18 protein-coding genes are annotated in these 16,841 nt (G+C 54.9%); 9 read left to right on the forward strand and 9 right to left on the reverse strand.

All coding sequences use genetic code 11. The features are described 5' to 3' along the window. Nucleotides 1-26 precede the first annotated feature (26 nt). A complete protein-coding gene (locus NP590_RS16985; protein WP_256603839.1) occupies nucleotides 27-962 on the forward strand; it encodes a LysR family transcriptional regulator in 936 nt (311 codons plus the stop codon). Here the strand turns inward: NP590_RS16985 and NP590_RS16990 are convergent. The 8 genes from NP590_RS16990 to NP590_RS17025 form a co-directional block, all read right to left on the reverse strand. Next, on the reverse strand, nucleotides 959-2,053 hold the full coding sequence (locus NP590_RS16990; protein ID WP_256603840.1) for an L-dopachrome tautomerase-related protein: 1,095 nt from the start codon (nucleotides 2,051-2,053) through the stop codon (nucleotides 959-961). The two genes, NP590_RS16985 and NP590_RS16990, sit on opposite strands and share 4 nt — an antisense overlap. Nucleotides 2,054-2,319: 266 nt before the next feature. Continuing rightward, nucleotides 2,320-3,591 (reverse strand): cyclic di-GMP phosphodiesterase, encoded by a 1,272-nt coding sequence (locus NP590_RS16995; RefSeq protein WP_256603841.1) that lies wholly within the window; start codon nucleotides 3,589-3,591, stop codon nucleotides 2,320-2,322. A 66-nt stretch (nucleotides 3,592-3,657) separates the two neighbouring features. Then, nucleotides 3,658-4,989 carry a metalloprotease PmbA gene (gene pmbA, locus NP590_RS17000; protein WP_256603842.1) on the reverse strand — a complete coding sequence of 444 codons (1,332 nt, stop codon included), beginning with the start codon at nucleotides 4,987-4,989 and terminating at the stop codon, nucleotides 3,658-3,660. Between the two features lie 20 nt (nucleotides 4,990-5,009). Further along, nucleotides 5,010-6,449 (reverse strand): metalloprotease TldD, encoded by a 1,440-nt coding sequence (gene tldD / locus NP590_RS17005; RefSeq protein ID WP_256603843.1) that lies wholly within the window; start codon nucleotides 6,447-6,449, stop codon nucleotides 5,010-5,012. Nucleotides 6,450-6,482: 33 nt separating this feature from the next. Beyond that, a complete protein-coding gene (locus tag NP590_RS17010) occupies nucleotides 6,483-6,908 on the reverse strand; it encodes a hypothetical protein (RefSeq protein WP_256603844.1) in 426 nt (141 codons plus the stop codon). Between the two features lie 23 nt (nucleotides 6,909-6,931). Continuing rightward, nucleotides 6,932-7,777, reverse strand: a complete 846-nt coding sequence (locus tag NP590_RS17015) for a 23S rRNA (adenine(2030)-N(6))-methyltransferase RlmJ (protein ID WP_256603845.1) — start codon at nucleotides 7,775-7,777, stop codon at nucleotides 6,932-6,934. Between the two features lie 28 nt (nucleotides 7,778-7,805). Next, nucleotides 7,806-8,156 carry a DMT family protein gene (locus NP590_RS17020; RefSeq protein WP_256603846.1) on the reverse strand — a complete coding sequence of 117 codons (351 nt, stop codon included), beginning with the start codon at nucleotides 8,154-8,156 and terminating at the stop codon, nucleotides 7,806-7,808. A gap of 7 nt (nucleotides 8,157-8,163) precedes the next feature. Next, nucleotides 8,164-9,402, reverse strand: a complete 1,239-nt coding sequence (locus tag NP590_RS17025) for a multifunctional CCA addition/repair protein (RefSeq protein ID WP_256603847.1) — start codon at nucleotides 9,400-9,402, stop codon at nucleotides 8,164-8,166. Nucleotides 9,403-9,492: 90 nt separating this feature from the next. On the opposite strand from NP590_RS17025, the gene NP590_RS17030 reads away from it, so the two are divergent. The 8 genes from NP590_RS17030 to pqqE all read left to right on the forward strand — a co-directional run bounded on the left by NP590_RS17030 (nucleotide 9,493) and on the right by pqqE (nucleotide 14,681). Further along, nucleotides 9,493-10,281, forward strand: a complete 789-nt coding sequence (locus NP590_RS17030) for a sulfite exporter TauE/SafE family protein (RefSeq protein WP_256603848.1) — start codon at nucleotides 9,493-9,495, stop codon at nucleotides 10,279-10,281. Nucleotides 10,282-10,417: 136 nt separating this feature from the next. Next, nucleotides 10,418-10,492: a pyrroloquinoline quinone precursor peptide PqqA gene (gene pqqA, locus NP590_RS17035; RefSeq protein WP_054760176.1), complete on the forward strand. Its 75-nt coding sequence runs from the start codon at nucleotides 10,418-10,420 to the stop codon at nucleotides 10,490-10,492. Nucleotides 10,493-10,598: 106 nt separating this feature from the next. Next, the gene (pqqB, locus tag NP590_RS17040; protein WP_256603849.1) at nucleotides 10,599-11,510 is read left to right on the forward strand and encodes a pyrroloquinoline quinone biosynthesis protein PqqB; all 912 of its coding nucleotides are present in this window, start codon (nucleotides 10,599-10,601) and stop codon (nucleotides 11,508-11,510) included. Nucleotides 11,511-11,522: 12 nt separating this feature from the next. Then, on the forward strand, nucleotides 11,523-12,251 hold the full coding sequence (gene pqqC / locus NP590_RS17045; protein WP_256603850.1) for a pyrroloquinoline-quinone synthase PqqC: 729 nt from the start codon (nucleotides 11,523-11,525) through the stop codon (nucleotides 12,249-12,251). A gap of 1 nt (nucleotide 12,252) precedes the next feature. Then, on the forward strand, nucleotides 12,253-12,816 hold the full coding sequence (locus tag NP590_RS17050) for a Uma2 family endonuclease (protein WP_256603851.1): 564 nt from the start codon (nucleotides 12,253-12,255) through the stop codon (nucleotides 12,814-12,816). Between the two features lie 4 nt (nucleotides 12,817-12,820). Further along, nucleotides 12,821-13,297, forward strand: a complete 477-nt coding sequence (locus NP590_RS17055; protein WP_256603852.1) for a Uma2 family endonuclease — start codon at nucleotides 12,821-12,823, stop codon at nucleotides 13,295-13,297. Between the two features lie 6 nt (nucleotides 13,298-13,303). After that, on the forward strand, nucleotides 13,304-13,576 hold the full coding sequence (gene pqqD, locus NP590_RS17060) for a pyrroloquinoline quinone biosynthesis peptide chaperone PqqD (RefSeq protein WP_256603853.1): 273 nt from the start codon (nucleotides 13,304-13,306) through the stop codon (nucleotides 13,574-13,576). After that, nucleotides 13,554-14,681, forward strand: coding sequence for a pyrroloquinoline quinone biosynthesis protein PqqE (pqqE, locus tag NP590_RS17065; RefSeq protein WP_256603854.1), 1,128 nt, complete (start codon nucleotides 13,554-13,556; stop codon nucleotides 14,679-14,681). Before pqqD ends, pqqE begins: the two co-directional genes overlap by 23 nt. 32 nt (nucleotides 14,682-14,713) lie before the next feature. Here the strand turns inward: pqqE and NP590_RS17070 are convergent, their stop codons facing one another. Then, complete coding sequence (locus tag NP590_RS17070) at nucleotides 14,714-16,708, reverse strand: autotransporter family protein (RefSeq protein ID WP_256603855.1); 1,995 nt, start codon at nucleotides 16,706-16,708, stop codon at nucleotides 14,714-14,716. Between the last annotated feature and the right edge of the window lie 133 nt (nucleotides 16,709-16,841).

Genomic DNA, 16,841 nt, shown 5'->3' on the forward strand with positions numbered 1-16,841 from the left:
CTTAGAATTCATTGAGGAACATCCGGATGGCCAATCTACGCACCTTCGACTTAAACCTGTTGCTGGCTTTCGATATTTTGATGCGGGAGCGCAATGTCACCCGCGCGGCGGAATGCATGTTCGTGACGCAGTCGGCGATGAGCCATACCTTGCATCGCTTGCGCCAGCAACTGAACGATCCGGTACTGGTCAAATCGCCCGTCGGCATGCAGCCAAGCGCGCTGGCGCTGGCCTTGGTGGAGCCGGTGCGCAGTCTGTTACAGGAGATGGAACGCTTGCTGGAGGCGCCCCAAGCCTTCGATCCGGCATCCAGTCAGCGCCGTTTCACCATCGCCGCGACCGATTACATGGAGCTTTTAATCTTGCCCGAATTATCGGAATTAATCGAACAGTCCGCTCCTGGCGTGGATATCCATGTCAAACGGACAGAGTCCGCCTTTCCTCTGACGCAGTTGGAAAACGGCAGCCTGGATGTGGTATTGGGTTTTGCCTCGGTACTGAATCCGCCCGCACATTTGCACTGCGAACACTTATTCATGGATCGCATGGCTTGCGTGGTCAGGCAGGATCACCCTACGATCAAAGCGGCGCCGTCGTTGGAAGAGTATTTGGCGGCGACGCACATGCTGATCTCAAGAACCGGCGATAAATTGGGCGTGATAGACGAGAAATTGCTGGAGTTGGGCCTGGAGCGACGGATTAATTTCATCGTGCCGCATTTTTTGTCGGCACCCTTGATCGTTGCCCAGTCCAATATGATTTTGTCCTTACCCTATCGCTTGGCTATAGCGTTTCAAAAACTGCTGCCACTGCAAGTTTTGCCGGTGCCGGTCAGTTTGCCGGACTACGATTTGGCGATGATCTGGCATCCCTTATGGGAAAAAGATCCGGCCCACGCTTGGTTGCGCGAGCAAATCAACATCATAGGCCGGAACATTGACGCAAGTGAAATACGGCTTTAACGTCCTGGTAGGCCGGCGGCCAAGGCTTTGACCTTCAATAGGAAATAAGGCGGTTTGGATTGATCGTCGCCGCCGTTCAGCGTAGCGGAGCGATGCAAACGATTAACCACGGCATACAGTTGGCCGTTAGCGCCAAAACTAAAGGAGTCGACCCATGACAGCCGCGGGCATTGCGCCAATTGCCGATATTGTCGGTTGGGCGCTATCACGCCAATCGCATTATTGGCTAAGTCGCCTAGGTAGATATTGTTGTTCTGGTCAATGCTGATACCGTCCGAGATCGGTTTGTCGCTGTAGCGTTCAACCTTCCGGGCAAGTTCTTGCGGCGTTAAGGACTCGTTGATCAAATCCGCCGCTTTAATCCGGTAAAGGCCGAGGCCATGCATCGGCCCGAAATACACCCATTCGTTGGCTAAATCCTCGGTAATCGGATTTACGCCAATATGCGGTTTCACCAATTCGCCGGATGGGGTTTTCACCTGAATCGGCACATTGTCGATGACTAAATCGACGTTTTCCGGCACCACACTGCGATGTCCTTCCAACACCCGCCGCGCCGCGCCGGTCGACAAGTTGACCACGATCAAGGCGGCATTCGCGCCGCCGGCCGGATCGCTGATGAAGGCATAGTTGTGCTGGGCATCCAAGGCAAAGTCGTTGACGAACGCATCTTTCGGCGCGATAGGCGCGGGTAAATAAATCAAGCGTTGGAGTTTGTTGGTTTTGGTATTCCAACCGACCAATTTGGGCGTTACCCCGCTACGCATGCCGTTGTCCAGCATCCAGACAATACCGTTGTTATCGGAGCGGATGCCCAGCACCGAGTCGAGTTTGATAGTCGCAGTCGAATCGGCCGCGGACATTTCCCTGTTCGGAAAAGGCAGCAAGGCTTGATCCTTGTACTCCACCACCGTGTATTGCGGTTGATAAAACTGGTGTTGGCTCATGATGATCCGGCCGTTGGCGGTGGCCGTGACATTGCCCGGTCCGGTATCGAGGTTGGCTAATACATCGAAATTAGAATTACCGTCAGCCAAGGCTTCAAACGAAGCCAACAATAGGGCTGCACAAGATTGGGTCACGCGATTCATTATTGTCTCCGGGGTAGATGAAATCGCGGCCTACCTTAACGAATCGTGGAACTGCTGTTAAATGACCTTATTTAATGACCCAGCATGTATAAAACCGATGATGCGGTGGACGCGGCAGTTTGAACTCAAGTTGCCGAAAATCATGCCGCCCGACTGCAAAAAACGACATAAGCAATAGACTTGGGTTACTCTGAAAGTCATGGTGGGAGCGACGCGCCGGTTTCATGGTCGTCAGGAGGTCCTTGTAAGGGGGACGCTAACAAGCCTCAAGGCTCGGCCTGTTTCCAGCCGTTTTGCAACAAGCCGCTTTGATAGTATTTGAGCAAATCAATGCCGCACTCATCAGGGCGCAATACCGTGGAAATCCTTAACGGCTGTCCGCCGAAATTGGCGGAGGCCAAGGCCAAATCGACCACGAATTCCTGGCAGGGCTGTTTTTGCGCGTCGCGCAGCATCAAAATCTTCGGCTTGAGCTTGGCCTTGGGATTGACTTCTATCACCATGGCGATTTCGCCGCTGTTGAGTTCCACCAGACTGCCGGCCGGATAAATCCCCAAGCACTCGATGAATTTCATGGTCAAACCGGGATCGAGATGACCATCCGACGAGGCATCGGTAAGAATTTTGATTGAGTCCAGATGCGATTGGCCCTTTTTGTAAACCCTATCGCTACTAATGGCGTCATAGGCGTCGGCAATCGCCACGATACGGGTATAGGGCGTGATTTGTTCGGCTTCCAACTTCCGCGGATAGCCCTTGCCGTCCAGACGCTCGTGATGGGTAAAGGCCACATCCACCGCGCCCGGATACATGCCGTGAGTCGCCAGTAAAATCTTCCAGCCCTTGGCGGTATGCGTTTGCATCACGGCCAACTCTTCCGGCGTCAGCCGGCCCGGTTTATTCAGAACTTCCAGCGGCACCAGCATTTTGCCCATATCGTGCATCATGCCGCATAAACCGACATGATTCAGTTCCTCAACCGGCAGATTGATCTGACGACCCAGTGCAATCGAAAAAATGCAGACGTTCATGCTGTGCTGAGCCGTGTATTCGTCGCGATTTTTCAATTGCGTCATCAACATCAAGGCATCAGGCGCGTTCAGCACGCTATCGACGCAGTAGGCCACGGCTTTTTTGGCGGCTAAAGCGTTAATGGGGCGACCGGATTTAACCTCCTCCATGAAGCTCTTCACCAGCCCACTGGTTTTCTGATAGATGATTTCGGCCTTGCCGATCTCCCGCCGGAAAGAAGAGCCCTTGGCGGGCGGCTGGACTTTTTCCAGAAAGTCGGGCGTGTAGCCCGTACTTCTGGCCACGTATTGCGGTACGCGGGTTTGTTTGGCGACATCGATAAAAACATGCTTGCACTGCTTTTGCACCGCATCGATATCGGCCTGGTTTTTTAATTCGAAGCCCTGAAACCAGAAATTGGTCTCCAGCCAGGGTCTATCCAGTTTGGAGACAAACATGCCGATTTTCAGGTCTTTTACATCCACCTGAACCAGTTCGACCGAATCAAGCAAAAATTCGTTGCTCATTGTTGCTCCCGGCGGCCATCATTTGCAGACCCTTAACAACGAAACCCGCCGTCATCGGCGAACGACTTATTCACCCGCAATCGCCATCTGCTCCAATAAAATGGAGCCTACCCGAATATTGCCGCGTAAATCCACATCGTTGCCTATTGCCACAATATTACGCAGCATGGTTTTCAGGTTGCCGGCGATGGTGATTTCCTGCACCGGATACTGAATCTCGCCGTTTTCCACCCAAAAACCGGAGGCGCCGCGCGAATAATCGCCGGTGACCCGGTTCACGCCCTGCCCCATCAACTCCGTGACCAGCAATCCGGTGTCCAGCAATTTCAGCATGCCGGCAAAATCGCGCTCGCCTGTCTCGACGATCAAGTTATGCACCCCGCCGGCATTGCCGGTGGTTTGCATGCCTAATTTGCGGGCGGAATAGGTGCTGAGTATGTAACTGCGCAAAATGCCTTCGCTGACGATATCCCTGGCCCGCGTCGCCACCCCTTCCGCATCGTAACTGGCGCTGCCCATGCCGCCGACCAATAAAGGCTGTTCGTGGATACGCACAAAATCCGGCAGAATTTGCGTATCCAGACTATCGAGCAAAAACGAGGATTTGCGGTACAAACTGCTGCCGCTGATGGCGCCCAATAAGGATCCGATCAAACCGGAAGCCATTTCCGGTGCAAACAGCACCGGGCATTGCCGGGTACTCAGACTGCGCGCGTTCAAGCGGGCCACGGTGCGTTGCGCGGCTTTTTCGCCGACCAGACCGGCGGCTTCCAACAAGGCCGGATTGCGCGCCACGCTGTACCAATAATCGCGCTGCATGTTGTCGCCGCTGCCGGCCAGCACCGAACAGCTGATGGAATGGCGGCTGGATTGATAACCCTGCAAAAAGCCCAGGGAATTGCCGAATACCCGGGTGCCTTGGTGGCTGTTGACGGTGGCGCCCTCCGAGTTGCTGATGGCTTTGTCGAAACCGCGGGCGGCGTTTTCGCATTCGACGGCCAATGCGATGGCCTGTTCGGCGTCGATGTCCCAGGGATGAAACAAATCCAGATCGGGAAATTCGGTGGCCAATAATTCAGGATCGGGCAAGCCGGCGTATTCGTCGGCACTGGCGTAACGGGCGATACTGCAAGCGGCCTTGACGGTTTCCCTCAACGAGTCGGTTGATACGTCGTTGGTACTGGCCGAACCTTTTTGTTGACCAAAATAAACGGTAACGCCTATGCCTTGATCGCAGTGATATTCGATGGTTTCCACATCCCCCAAGCGGGCCGATACCGACAAACCGTTATCGACGCTGAAAGCCGCCTCCGCCGCACTGGCTCCTTGCTGTTTGGCCTCGTCCAACAACTGCCGGACCACATGTTTTAAACGCTGGATTTCATCCTGATTTTGCACAATTTTTCTCTTTAACTCGATTACAGACTGGTACCGCCGACGGTCATGCCGTCGATTTTCAAGGTGGGCTGGCCGACGCCGACCGGCACGCTCTGCCCTTCCTTGCCGCAGGTGCCGACACCGCTGTCCAGTTGCATGTCGTTGCCGACCATGGAGACTTTGGTCAACACGTCCGGACCGTTGCCTATCAGAGTGGCGCCCTTGACCGGCCGGGTGATTTTACCGTTTTCGATCAAATAGGCCTCGCTGGCGGAAAAGACGAATTTGCCGGAGGTGATATCCACCTGGCCGCCACCGAAATTGCGCGCATACAGGCCTTTTTTGACCGAGCGGATAATCTCTTCGGGATCGCTTTGGCCCGGCAACATGTAGGTATTGGTCATGCGCGGCATCGGCAAATGCGCATAAGACTCGCGGCGGCCGTTGCCGGTGGGTCTGACGCCCATCAAGCGAGCATTCAGTTTGTCCTGCATATAGCCTTTCAAAATACCGTTTTCGATCAACACGGTATTTTCGGTGGGCGTGCCTTCGTCGTCTATGCTCAGGGAGCCGCGCCGATCCGGCAGAGTGCCGTCGTCGACCACGGTGCATAAATCGGAAGCCACCCGTTCGCCGACCCGGCCGCTGAACGCCGAGGTGCCCTTGCGGTTGAAATCGCCTTCCAGTCCGTGACCGATGGCTTCGTGCAATAAAATACCCGGCCAGCCAGGCCCCAACACGACCGTCATATTGCCGGCCGGCGCCTCTTCCGCTTGCAGATTGACCTGCGCCTGCCGCACCGCTTCGCGGGCGAAATCCATGGCCCGGTCGCCTTCCAGAAAGTAACTGTAATCGCTGCGGCCGCCGCCGCCCATGCTGCCTTGTTCGCGGCGGCCGTTTTCCACCATGATGACGCTGACGTTCATCCGTACCAGCGGCCTTACGTCGGCCACCAATGATCCGTCCTGATTGGCCACCAGCACATTATCGTAAGCCGCCACCAGACTGACCATGACTTCTTCGATACGGCTGTCCAATTTACGGGTTTCCGCATCCACCCGCTTCAACAGGTCGATTTTGTCCTGATCGGCCAAGGAACTCAATGGATTCAGCGGCCGGTAAAGTTGCGGCCAGCTATCGGCGGTTTGAATCCTGTGCCGGGCCTGCTGACCCTGCCTGACAATGGCTTTGACGTTGTTGGCGGCTTCCAGCAGAATCGGCAATTCGATGCGGTCGCTGTAGGCAAAGCCGGTTTTGTCGCCGCTGACTACCCGCACGCCGGCGCCATGTTCTATGGAATGACTGCCTTCCTTGACGATACCGCCCTCCAGGGACCAGGATTCGAAATGGCTGGATTGAAAGTAAATATCGGCCGCGTCGACGGGGGCGCTGAGCAAGGTGGACATGACCCGGTCTATATCCTGCGGCAGCAGGCTGTTGGCGGCGAGAATGGATTGTTTGACTTGTTCGGTTAAAGGCATGACGGCTCTAAAAATTGATTAAACGGTTACGGCTTACATAACAAAAAACGAAGCCAGATAGGCAACGCCCAGTGCGGTGGCAAGCAAGGCGATTTTGTAAGGTAAGGTCAATGTAAGCCAATAGAGTTCCCATTCGGTTTTTCGGCGCACCCAGGTTTCCAGAAGGCGCCGCTTAAAAAACTGATAAAGACGCGGCAAGGCCTTCCACAATTTATAAGATACCCAGCCGCCGAACAGCAGCAAAATATAAAACGTGGCGATTTGGCTGGCGTGGTGTTCCGTATGAAACAGATGCTCTATCAGGTGTTCGATGCCGAGTTCAAACCACTCGAACGACTCAAATAACAACTCGATGAAAAAATGCGCGATTTCCGTGAGCAGTTCCAATGTCAGGTCATAAAACACCAACGCCAGGGACAACAAGGCCACAAAAATCAAATCAGCGTGTTTTTTAATCATGTCCTTTCCCGCGACATCCCGATTCAAACCACTTCAGGCACCAACCAGTCCACTTCCCAAGTCCCTTGCCCATCCGTCAACACCCGGTTCAACCACGGCAGCAAGCTCTCGGCTTGCGCCGGCAACTGCCACGGCGGATTGATGAACAGCATACCAGAACCGGTCATGCCCCGCAGCGCGCCATCGGCGGTAACGCAATGTTCCACGCGCAGTTGCTTGGGAATGCCGGTGGCCCGCAGACGTTGCAACATTCTGTCGGTAACGGCACGCTCGATAATGGGATACCACAGGGCATAGACACCGGTGGCGAAATGCCTGTGCGCGCTTTGCAAGGCCTCCACCACCCGGTTGTAATCGGATTTCACTTCGTAACTGGGGTCGATCAATATCAACCCGCGCTTTTGAATCGGCGGCAGCTTCTTGCTCAGGCGCTCCAGGCCGTCTTCCTTGGCCAGACTGACCTGCCGGTCGCCGGCGAACAACTGATGCAAGGATTCGAAATCGCTGCCGTGAAGTTCCGACAGTTGCAATCTGTCCTGACTCCGTACCAAGCGCCTGACCAATTGCGGCGAGCCCGGATAGCGCACCAGTTGTTTGCCGGTATTTTCGGCCCGCACCGCCGCCAGATAGTCCCTGATTTCCTCCGGCGGTTGCGCGGCCGTCCAGATGCGGCCTATGCCTTGCTGGTATTCGCCGGTTTTTTGGGCAAATTCCGCTTTGAACGAATATTTGCCGGCGCCGGCATGGGTATCGATATAAACGAACGGTTTGTCCTTCTGTTTCAAGGCGCTTATCGCCAAGGTCAGCAGGCTGTGCTTCAACACGTCGGCAAAATTGCCGGCATGAAAGCCGTGGCGATAACTCAACATAAAGACCTTCCGATTGGTGTTTGCATGCTCAGGCCCATTTTGATCTGAACATAAAATAAACCGCCCCCAGCAAGCAGGCCCCGGCCCACAGGTAGTCCAGTTTTAGCGGCTCTTTCAGATAGTAGACCGAAAACGGCACGAACACGCTGAGCGCAATCGCTTCCTGCATGATTTTCAATTGGCCGACATTCAAAGCGGTATGACCGATGCGATTGGCCGGCACCTGCAGCAGATACTCGAAAAAAGCCAATCCCCAACTCAGCAGGGCCGCCAACATCCAGTGTTTGTGATTGAGTTCTCGCAGATGGGCATACCAGGCGAAGGTCATAAACACGTTGCTGCAAATCAGCAAGCTAATCGAAATTAGAACCGGCGACATAAATGGATCAAGAGGGGAAGAGTGTAGTTTGTTGTTTTAAACCGTTGACGGCTTGGCTACGCAGTTTTTGAATCGCCGCGCCGATTTGCGCGCCGCGCAGATTGTCTTGCAAGACCTGCCGGGTATCGACCGCCAACGCAGTTTGCGCGGCTTTCATAATGTAATCGGCTTGCGGATAATCGTTATCTTCGAAGCCGGTCCGACCGCGGGCATCGGCTTCGCAAGCCAGTAAGAAATCCCGCAGTTGGTTGTCGGCCTTGAAGGCGCCCATGCTCTGCAGCATTTCGACCAGGGTATCGCCGCGCAATTCGTAGGCCCGATGGCAGTGGGTGTGATATTCCATCACCCGCGCGCACAGCGCTTTATAGGCGTTGGGTACCCGCAGTCGCCGGCAAAAGCCTTCCAGTATCGGCAAACCCTTGCGTTCGTGGCCGTGGTGGCTGGGCCATTTTTGCGGATCGGTCACGGCCTTGCCCAAATCGTGCAACAAGGCCGCCAGGCGAACTTCCGGCTTGGCGGACAGCCTGGCGGCCATGGTAAGCGACATCAGACTATGCACGCCGGTGTCGATTTCCGGGTGATATTTGGCCGGCTGCGGTACGCCGAACAGCGCGTGAATTTCCGGAAAAATCACCGCCAAGGCACCGCATGCCCGCAAGGTCTGGAAAAAAGCGGCGGGAGTGGTTTCGCGCAAGGCCTTATGCAGCTCGGCCCAGACCCGTTCGGCAACCAGGTGGTCCGCTTCCCCGCTGTGTACCATGGATTGCATCAACAGCCGGGTTTCTTCCGCCACGGTAAACCCCAGATGGGCGTAACGGGCGGCAAAGCGGGCCACGCGCAGAATGCGCACAGGATCTTCGCCAAATGCCGGGGAAACATGCCGCAGAATCCGGTTTTGCAAATCCCGTTGCCCCTGAAAGGGATCGACCAGCACGCCGTCTTCGCTCATCGCCATGGCATTGATGGTCAAGTCGCGGCGCAACAAGTCTTCTTCCAAGCTCACGCTCGGATTGGCGTCCACATCGAAACCCTTGTAACCCGGCGCGGTTTTGCGTTCGGTACGGGCCAGCGCATATTCGTCATGGGTTTGCGGATGCAGAAACACCGGAAAATCCTTGCCTACCGGTTTGTAGCCCATGGCCAACATGATATCCGGGGTAGCCCCCACCACCAGCCAATCGCGTTCCGACACCGGGTAATCCAGCAAACGATCCCGTACCGCACCGCCAACCAGATAAATTTTCATGAAGCCCGACTCGCCTTTGTCATCAATTTAATACGCACAGTATAAATGAGTCGCTATCATATCGCTTTGCTTATTCGGTCGCCTTTGATTATGCCAGAGATTTTTTTTGCCAGCCTGCTGCTGGGCGCTTTTGCCGGCATCGCCGCCGGATTGTTCGGCATCGGCGGCGGCGCCTTGATTGTACCTGTATTGGTCTGGCTGTTCCGGCTCCAACAGTTTGATCCCGAGCAAATCATGTTGTTGGCGGTTGCTACCTCGCTGGCAACCGCTATTTTTACCTCCATGGCCTCGGTACGCAGCCATTATCTATTGGGCAACATAGACAGCCGCCGGGCGTTGCGCCTGGCGCCCACCATGTTGCTGGGCGCCAGCGGCGGCGCGGTGTTAGCCGAACTTTTCAACGCCGATATGCTGCGCTGGTTCTTTGTAAGCTATCTGCTCTACACCTGCGGGCAATTGCTGCGCCCGCCAAAAACCGTTTCTTCGCCTCATAGCGCCAAAACCTATCTGGATTACCCCATGAGTCTGCTGATAGGCATATTGTCGGCGATACTGGGGATAGGCGGCGGCACCATGACCGTGCCGTATCTAGCCGGTAACGGCCTGATCATGAAAAAAGCCGTTGCCACCTCCAGCGCCTGCGCGATCCCGATTGCCTTGGCGGGCGCCGCCAGTTACGCAATACTGGGCTGGCGCGACGATCATTTACCCAACGGCAGTCTGGGCTACCTGTATCTGCCGGCTTTTGCCGGCATCGTGCTAACCAGCGTATTTACCGCTCCCATCGGCGCGCGATTGGCTCACCGTCTGCCGGCGCAACGTCTGAAACGCTATTTTGCGATCGTGCTGTTCCTTATCGCCATCAAAATGGCCGGATAGCCACGGGAACTTATGCCATTCGGCTCGGCCTTAAGCTTGCTGCCCGGTTGCGCGAAAAAAAACTTCATCGTATACTTCGGCGCAGCTTTCTTGATCAAGCTAGCTCACAACAACAAACCTCTGGAGGGTATTACACATGAAATGGGAAACACCTGCTTACAACGACATGCGTTTCGGTTTTGAAGTCACCATGTATATCTACAACCGTTAATTTATCCGGTTGACCGCAAAAAGGGGCATATTCCTGCCCCTTTTTTTTGCCTGCCGTTTTTGAATCCCGTATTATGCGGGCACTTATCTGATAATTCCGATCCAACATGAAAATTAGAGTTCTCGGCGCCGGCGCCGGCGGCGGTTTCCCGCAATGGAACTGCAATTGCAACAATTGCGGCCGTTATCGTAGAGGCGAATTCAACGGCAAGGCCCGCAGCCAGTCGTCGATTGCCGTCAGCACCGACAACCGCAACTGGTTGTTGTTCAACACTTCCCCGGACATTCGTGCCCAACTGGAAGCCTTTCCAGCGATTCAGCCCAAAGAAGGCATTCGCGATACCGGCATTAAGGCGGTTTTGTTAATCGATAGTCAAATCGACCATACCACCGGCATGCTGATGCTGCGCGAGGGTAAGCCCTTGAACGTGTATTGCACCGAGATGGTTCGACAAGACTTAACGACCGGCTTTCCGCTGTTCACGATGCTGAAAGACTATTGCACGGTCAATCACCATCCGATTGCCTGCGACGAAACTCCGTTCGAGATTCCCGGCATAGACGACATTCGGATTTACGCCCACGCCTTAAAAAGCAAGGCGCCGCCCTATTCGCCACACCGCCACGATCCGCATGACGGCGACAATATCGGCGTCATCGTCGAGCAAATCTCGACCGGCAAAAAACTATACTACTCGCCCGGCTTGGGCGAAATCGAACCTCACGTGTTGCGCGCCATGCTGAAGGTCGATTGCCTGATGGTGGACGGCACCTTCTGGACCGACGACGAAATGGTCACTCAAGGCATCAGCCAAAAACGCGCCCGCGAAATCGGCCATCTGCCGCAATCCGGCCCCGGCGGCATGATCGAGGTGTTGAACGGCGTGAGCAACGCTCGTAAGATTTTGATTCATATCAATAACACCAACCCGATTCTCGACGAAGATTCGCCGGAGCGTAAAACCCTGGCTGCCAACGGCATCGAAGTGGCTTACGACGGTTTGGAAATCGACTTATAACAAAGGTGTTACATGACTGCTGACAATCAACCCTGGAGCCGCGACGAATTCGAAGCCAAATTGCGCGGCATGGAAAAGTACTACCACATCCATCACCCGATGCATGTGCTGATGAACGAAGGCAAGCTGACCAAGCAGCAATTGCAAGGCTGGGTCGCCAACCGCTTTTATTACCAGGTCATGATACCGATCAAGGACGCCAACATCATGGCCAATTGCCCGGACCGGGAAACCCGCGCCAAATGGGTGCAACGCATCCTCGACCACGACGGCCACCCCGGCGACACCGGCGGCATAGAAGCCTGGATACAACTCGGCATTGCGGTCGGTTTGACCCGCGAAGAGATTACCTCGTTGAAACACGTGTTGCCCGGTGTGCGCTTCGCGGTCGACGCCTACGTCAATTTTGCCCGCCGCGCCGAATGGCACGAAGCCGCCAGCTCGTCGCTGACGGAACTTTTCGCACCAAAGATTCATCAACAGCGCCTGGACAACTGGCCGGATGTGTATCCTTGGGTCGAACCGGAAGGCTACGCTTACTTCCGTAAACGCTTGACCGAGGCCCGCCGCGACGTCGAACATGGCCTGGAGTTGACGCTGGACTGGTACAAGACCCGCGAACAACAAGAGCGCATGCTGGACATCCTGAAATTCAAACTGGATGTGCTGTGGACCATGGCCGATGCGATGTATCTGGCCTATGTTGCCAACATGCCGCCCTACTTCAATATCGAGCAATAACATGCAAACCGCCGAGCGACTTCATTTCAGCGCCGAAGACTATTTGGCTTGGGAGGACTCTCAAGCCGAGAAACACGAATTCGTCGCCGGCGAAGTGTTTGCGATGGTTGGCGCAAGGCAGGATCACGTCGTCGTTGCCGGCAATATTTTCGCTGCATTAAAACAACGTTTGCGTGGCACCCCTTGCCGGCCTTATGTTGCCGATATGAAATTGCGCGTCGAAGCGGCCGACGCATTTTTCTACCCGGACGTGATGGTATCCTGCCATCCCAGCGACTTCGGAAATCAGCAATTTATCTCGAACCCGTCGCTTATCGTCGAAGTATTGTCCGACTCGACCGCCGCCTACGACAGGGGGAGCAAGTTCGCCGCCTACCGAAAACTGGCGTCGTTACAGGAATTCCTGATCGTCGACATCGAAGCTCGCCGAGTCGAATGTTTTCGCCGTACCGCCGATAACGATTGGCTGCTACACGATTATGTTGGCGAATTCGATTGCCAACTGACCAGCTTAAGCCTGAGCCTGCCGATGGCGGAAATCTTCGAAGACCTTGACCAGGGGTAAAACCATGCAATGGCAAGACGTTTTGGCGGATCCCTCACTCAAAAATCTGCCTTATAAAATCGAATTGAACGAAAAAGGAAATATCGAAATGTCGCCCGCTTCGTTCAACCATAGCCGACTGCAAGGCAAAATTGCGGCACAACTATCGCTGCAATTGGGTGGGGAAATTTTTACCGAACTAGCGATACAAACCAGCAAAGGTGTCCGCGTACCCGATGTGGCCTGGGGTTCGGAAAACTACACCCAAGTCCATCAAGCTGAACTTTGGGCTTCCTCGGCACCGGAATTATGTGTCGAAATTCTGTCTCTATCCAACACGGTAAAAGACATGCAGGAACGGGTCGCCTTGTTTCTGGAAGCGGGCGCCCTGGAAGTCTGGCTAGTCGATGAAAACGGCACTATTAGCCAATACGATACGTCCGGTCCCATCACGGTTTCTCGTTTTCCCGCCAATTTACATCACTGTTTCGCCAGCCATTAAGCACCCATGACCATCAATCCCGATCTAAGCATTCAATTCTCGCCTTTGCACCGCCTGCAATGGGAAGAAGCACAGCAAAAATACGTGATCCTCTACCCCGAAGGCATGGTGGAACTGAATCAAAGCTCGGCGGAGATCCTAAAACTTTGCGACGGCGCGCATAAGCCGGCACAAATCGTCAAAGCATTGGAAAGCAAATTCGAAACCAGCGGTTTGAGCAACGACATCCACAACTTTCTGAACATCGCACTGCAAAATGGCTGGATCAAACAAGACTAACCCTACGCCGCCCCGCTGGCTGCTGGCGGAACTGAGTTACAAGTGCCCGCTGCAATGCCCTTATTGCTCGAATCCCTTGGATTACGCCAAATACCCCGACGAACTGAGCACAGAAGACTGGAAGCGGGTCTTGAGCGAAGCACGCAAAATGGGCGCGGTGCAACTGGGTTTTTCCGGCGGAGAACCCTTGACCCGGCAAGACTTGGTGGAGCTAGTGCGTTATGCCCGCGAACTAGGTTATTACTCCAACCTGATTACCTCGGGCTACGGGCTGACCGAAGAAAAAATCGTCGAACTAAAACAGGCCGGCCTGGACCACATCCAGGTCAGCATTCAGGCCAGCAGCCAGGAACTGAACGACCATATTGCCGGCACCGCCACTTACCAACATAAACAGCAAGTCGCCCGTCTGGTGAAAAAACACGGCTACCCGATGGTGTTGTGCGTGGTGATCCACCGGGAAAACATTCACCAAATGCCGGAAATTTTGCAGATGGCCGAAAACCTCGGCGCCGATTATCTGGAACTGGCCAACACCCAATATTACGGCTGGGCGCATTTGAATCGCGACGCCCTGCTGCCGACCAAGGAACAATTCGAGGAAGCGGAAAAAATCGCCCAGGCCTACAAGGAAAAAGTCGCCGGCAAGATGAGGATTTATTACGTAGTGCCGGATTTTTACGAAGACCGGCCCAAGGCTTGCATGAACGGCTGGGGCACCACCTTCTTGACTATCGCCCCCGACGGTACCGCGCTACCCTGCCATTCCGCTCGCGAACTGCCCGGACTGGATTGCCCCAACGTCAAGGATTACAGCATCTCTGAAATCTGGAACGATTCGAAAACTTTCAATTTTTTCCGCGGCACCGAATGGATGCGGGAACCCTGCAAAAGCTGCGACGAAAAACATAAAGACTTCGGCGGCTGCCGCTGCCAGGCCTTTTTGTTCAACGGCGACATGTACAGCACCGATCCCGTTTGCGGCAAATCGCCGGATCGCTACCGGATAGACGCCGCGATAGCCTCGGCTCGCGAACTGGCACTCTCCGGCACCGAAAAACCGCTAGTGTTTCGTAACAGCAAAAACTCCAAACAGCTATGCTGAAGCAGGCTGGCGCGAACCCAATACCGACCAACTTAAAACGCAAAACGCACCCCGGCGTTAAAGGCATGGCGACTTTCGTTCCGCAGGCTTAATACGGTCTCGTATTGAATGAACGCCGAACCGCCGTTGGGCAGGGTCGCCGACAACGAACTGCGTAGATTCAAATAATCTCTATCCGGATTCCCTGATCGCACCGAGAAGGTACTACCGGACTGATCGTCGACAAAATGGGCCAATATCCGCCGCGCATCCTTTTGGTACTCATGCTCCCATTCCAGATTGATTTGCGGGCTCAATACGCCAAACGGCGTACTCAAGGCATAATTGACGATAACGCCCAAACCGCTGGTCGCCGACACGATAGTTTGTTCGCCAATCGCCAGATTCAAACCGCCCGCGCCTTGTTCGCGGTAAGCGTCGATGCCGACCCGGCTATATTCGCCGCGGCCGCGCAAACCGAATATCCAGCCTTGCCAGGGGTAATCGTAACCCACTGTGGAGCTATAGCGCTGCTGCATGCCTTGCACACGGGCATTCGCTTGTTCGTTGACCGGGCCGAAAGCGTCGACATACGCAATTTTGCGCGCGCTTTTGTAGGCATTGAAGGTTCCGTTGGCGATAAAATCGACAAAAGTATTGTCGCCGATCGTGTAGGATCCGAAACCGGATACGGTATAGGCATCGATATCCAACTGGCTGGCGTTGGCATCCAGCTTCGACCCGGTATAACCGTATCCGCCGGACATCCCCAGCAATAAATGACGAGTCAACCAATAATCGGCGCCCGCGCTGACCCCGTAAGTACGGGCGCGATAGCCCGGATCCAGCGGGGTATTGACCCGCTCTCCGGTTTCGAACTGACCATTTACAAACAAGCCTAAGCGTTCGAACAACTCGCCGTCTCCGGCCGCTCCGCCCTTGGCCGAATACGGCGCAAGACCGGCCAACGCCGCGGCAGGCAAAGCCTGCCCATCCACCTGTAGCGACAACCCTTTCAAACTGATGCCGGTGGCGCCACCGCGCAATTCGATCAGGCGCTGGTTGATATTGTTGACTTGTATCCGCGACAAGCGGCTACCGCTCAGTGCCTGGGTAATGGTTTCTTCATGCGCTAAATTTTGTAAGGCCAGATTGACCTTATCCCGACCTCCGGGTTGATTCAACAGCAGGGAAATGCCTTCGACACGTTCCAGCAGAGCCGGCGAGGCCGATTCGGTTGTTAAAATATTCCGCAATACTTCAATCAGGGTGGTATCCAACGGGTCGGGCGCGGCATCGATCAAAGCGGCGTCGGCCACGACTATGGTGACCGTGGCGCTGTCCTGCAAACCGCCGATGCTGCTGACGGTATAGCTGAAACTGTCGGTACCGACAAAACCGGCCGCCGGCGTATAGATAAAACCGCCGCCGTCCGGCCTCAAGCTGCCGTGCGCCGGGTTGGCGACGCTGTCCAGCTGCGCCACATTGACATCGTTTGCCAGAAAATTCAGAGGCACCGGCTGATCCTTCAGTGTGCTGTACCTGTCGTTATTAGCCACCGGCAGCGGATTATCGATGGTTAGGCTGGTACTAAAACTGGGAAACTGGCTGTTGAAGGTCCCGCCGGAAGCCACGGTTTGGTCACCGTAGATGATGGACATATTGCTGAACTCCTGCCCGCTGATGCTGATATTCAGCGGCGTGGCATAGGGCAATAAAAAGCTTTCGGAAAAAGTGCCGGGGCTTTCAAAACCGCCATAATTGCCGTAACTGGCGGAAAACACCGTCTGTTGGGTGTTGGCGTTGACGATGCTGATAGCGCCGAAAGCAGCGGCATCGAAGGTATCATCGTAAACGAATACCTCGGCGAGCTGCCCGCCTGCCTCGAAGGTCAAGCCCCGCAGTTGCAACGAATAAAATTCCGCCGAAACCTGCGCGGCCGTCGGCAAGGAACCCGCGTGCCCCAATGCGCAGAACAGCCCCAGACAACAGATCGACAAAGCGAGCGGCGCGGCGGGAAATGAAACCTTTACCGGGTTTTCAGTCATCGGATGGAGACCGGATCAGTCGAAGCAATGCCAATGATTTGGCCGTGGAAACAGATAGCATTATTGATTATTCTGAAAGTCATGGTAGGAGCGGCGCATAGTCGCGATTCGCAAGGCCAGCATCGCGACTATG

Origin of the sequence: Methylomonas subterranea (genome assembly GCF_024505185.1) — a bacterium.
GTDB lineage: Bacteria > Pseudomonadota > Gammaproteobacteria > Methylococcales > Methylomonadaceae > Methylomonas > Methylomonas subterranea.

What these genes read in the sequence shown, in the direction of transcription:
- NP590_RS16995 (WP_256603841.1), bottom strand. Translation starts at nt 3,591, where the DNA reads ATGAGCAACGAATTTTTGCTTGATTCGGTCGAACTGGTTCAGGTGGAT.
- pqqC (WP_256603850.1), top strand. Translation starts at nt 11,523, where the DNA reads ATGACTGCTGACAATCAACCCTGGAGCCGCGACGAATTCGAAGCCAAA.
- NP590_RS17025 (WP_256603847.1), bottom strand. Translation starts at nt 9,402, where the DNA reads ATGAAAATTTATCTGGTTGGCGGTGCGGTACGGGATCGTTTGCTGGAT.
- NP590_RS17055 (WP_256603852.1), top strand. Translation starts at nt 12,821, where the DNA reads ATGCAATGGCAAGACGTTTTGGCGGATCCCTCACTCAAAAATCTGCCT.
- tldD (WP_256603843.1), bottom strand. Translation starts at nt 6,449, where the DNA reads ATGCCTTTAACCGAACAAGTCAAACAATCCATTCTCGCCGCCAACAGC.
- NP590_RS16985 (WP_256603839.1), top strand. Translation starts at nt 27, where the DNA reads ATGGCCAATCTACGCACCTTCGACTTAAACCTGTTGCTGGCTTTCGAT.
- pqqE (WP_256603854.1), top strand. Translation starts at nt 13,554, where the DNA reads ATGGCTGGATCAAACAAGACTAACCCTACGCCGCCCCGCTGGCTGCTG.
- pqqD (WP_256603853.1), top strand. Translation starts at nt 13,304, where the DNA reads ATGACCATCAATCCCGATCTAAGCATTCAATTCTCGCCTTTGCACCGC.
- NP590_RS17070 (WP_256603855.1), bottom strand. Translation starts at nt 16,708, where the DNA reads ATGACTGAAAACCCGGTAAAGGTTTCATTTCCCGCCGCGCCGCTCGCT.
- NP590_RS17020 (WP_256603846.1), bottom strand. Translation starts at nt 8,156, where the DNA reads ATGTCGCCGGTTCTAATTTCGATTAGCTTGCTGATTTGCAGCAACGTG.
- NP590_RS17030 (WP_256603848.1), top strand. Translation starts at nt 9,493, where the DNA reads ATGCCAGAGATTTTTTTTGCCAGCCTGCTGCTGGGCGCTTTTGCCGGC.
- NP590_RS17050 (WP_256603851.1), top strand. Translation starts at nt 12,253, where the DNA reads ATGCAAACCGCCGAGCGACTTCATTTCAGCGCCGAAGACTATTTGGCT.
- NP590_RS17010 (WP_256603844.1), bottom strand. Translation starts at nt 6,908, where the DNA reads ATGATTAAAAAACACGCTGATTTGATTTTTGTGGCCTTGTTGTCCCTG.
- pqqB (WP_256603849.1), top strand. Translation starts at nt 10,599, where the DNA reads ATGAAAATTAGAGTTCTCGGCGCCGGCGCCGGCGGCGGTTTCCCGCAA.
- NP590_RS16990 (WP_256603840.1), bottom strand. Translation starts at nt 2,053, where the DNA reads ATGAATCGCGTGACCCAATCTTGTGCAGCCCTATTGTTGGCTTCGTTT.
- NP590_RS17015 (WP_256603845.1), bottom strand. Translation starts at nt 7,777, where the DNA reads ATGTTGAGTTATCGCCACGGCTTTCATGCCGGCAATTTTGCCGACGTG.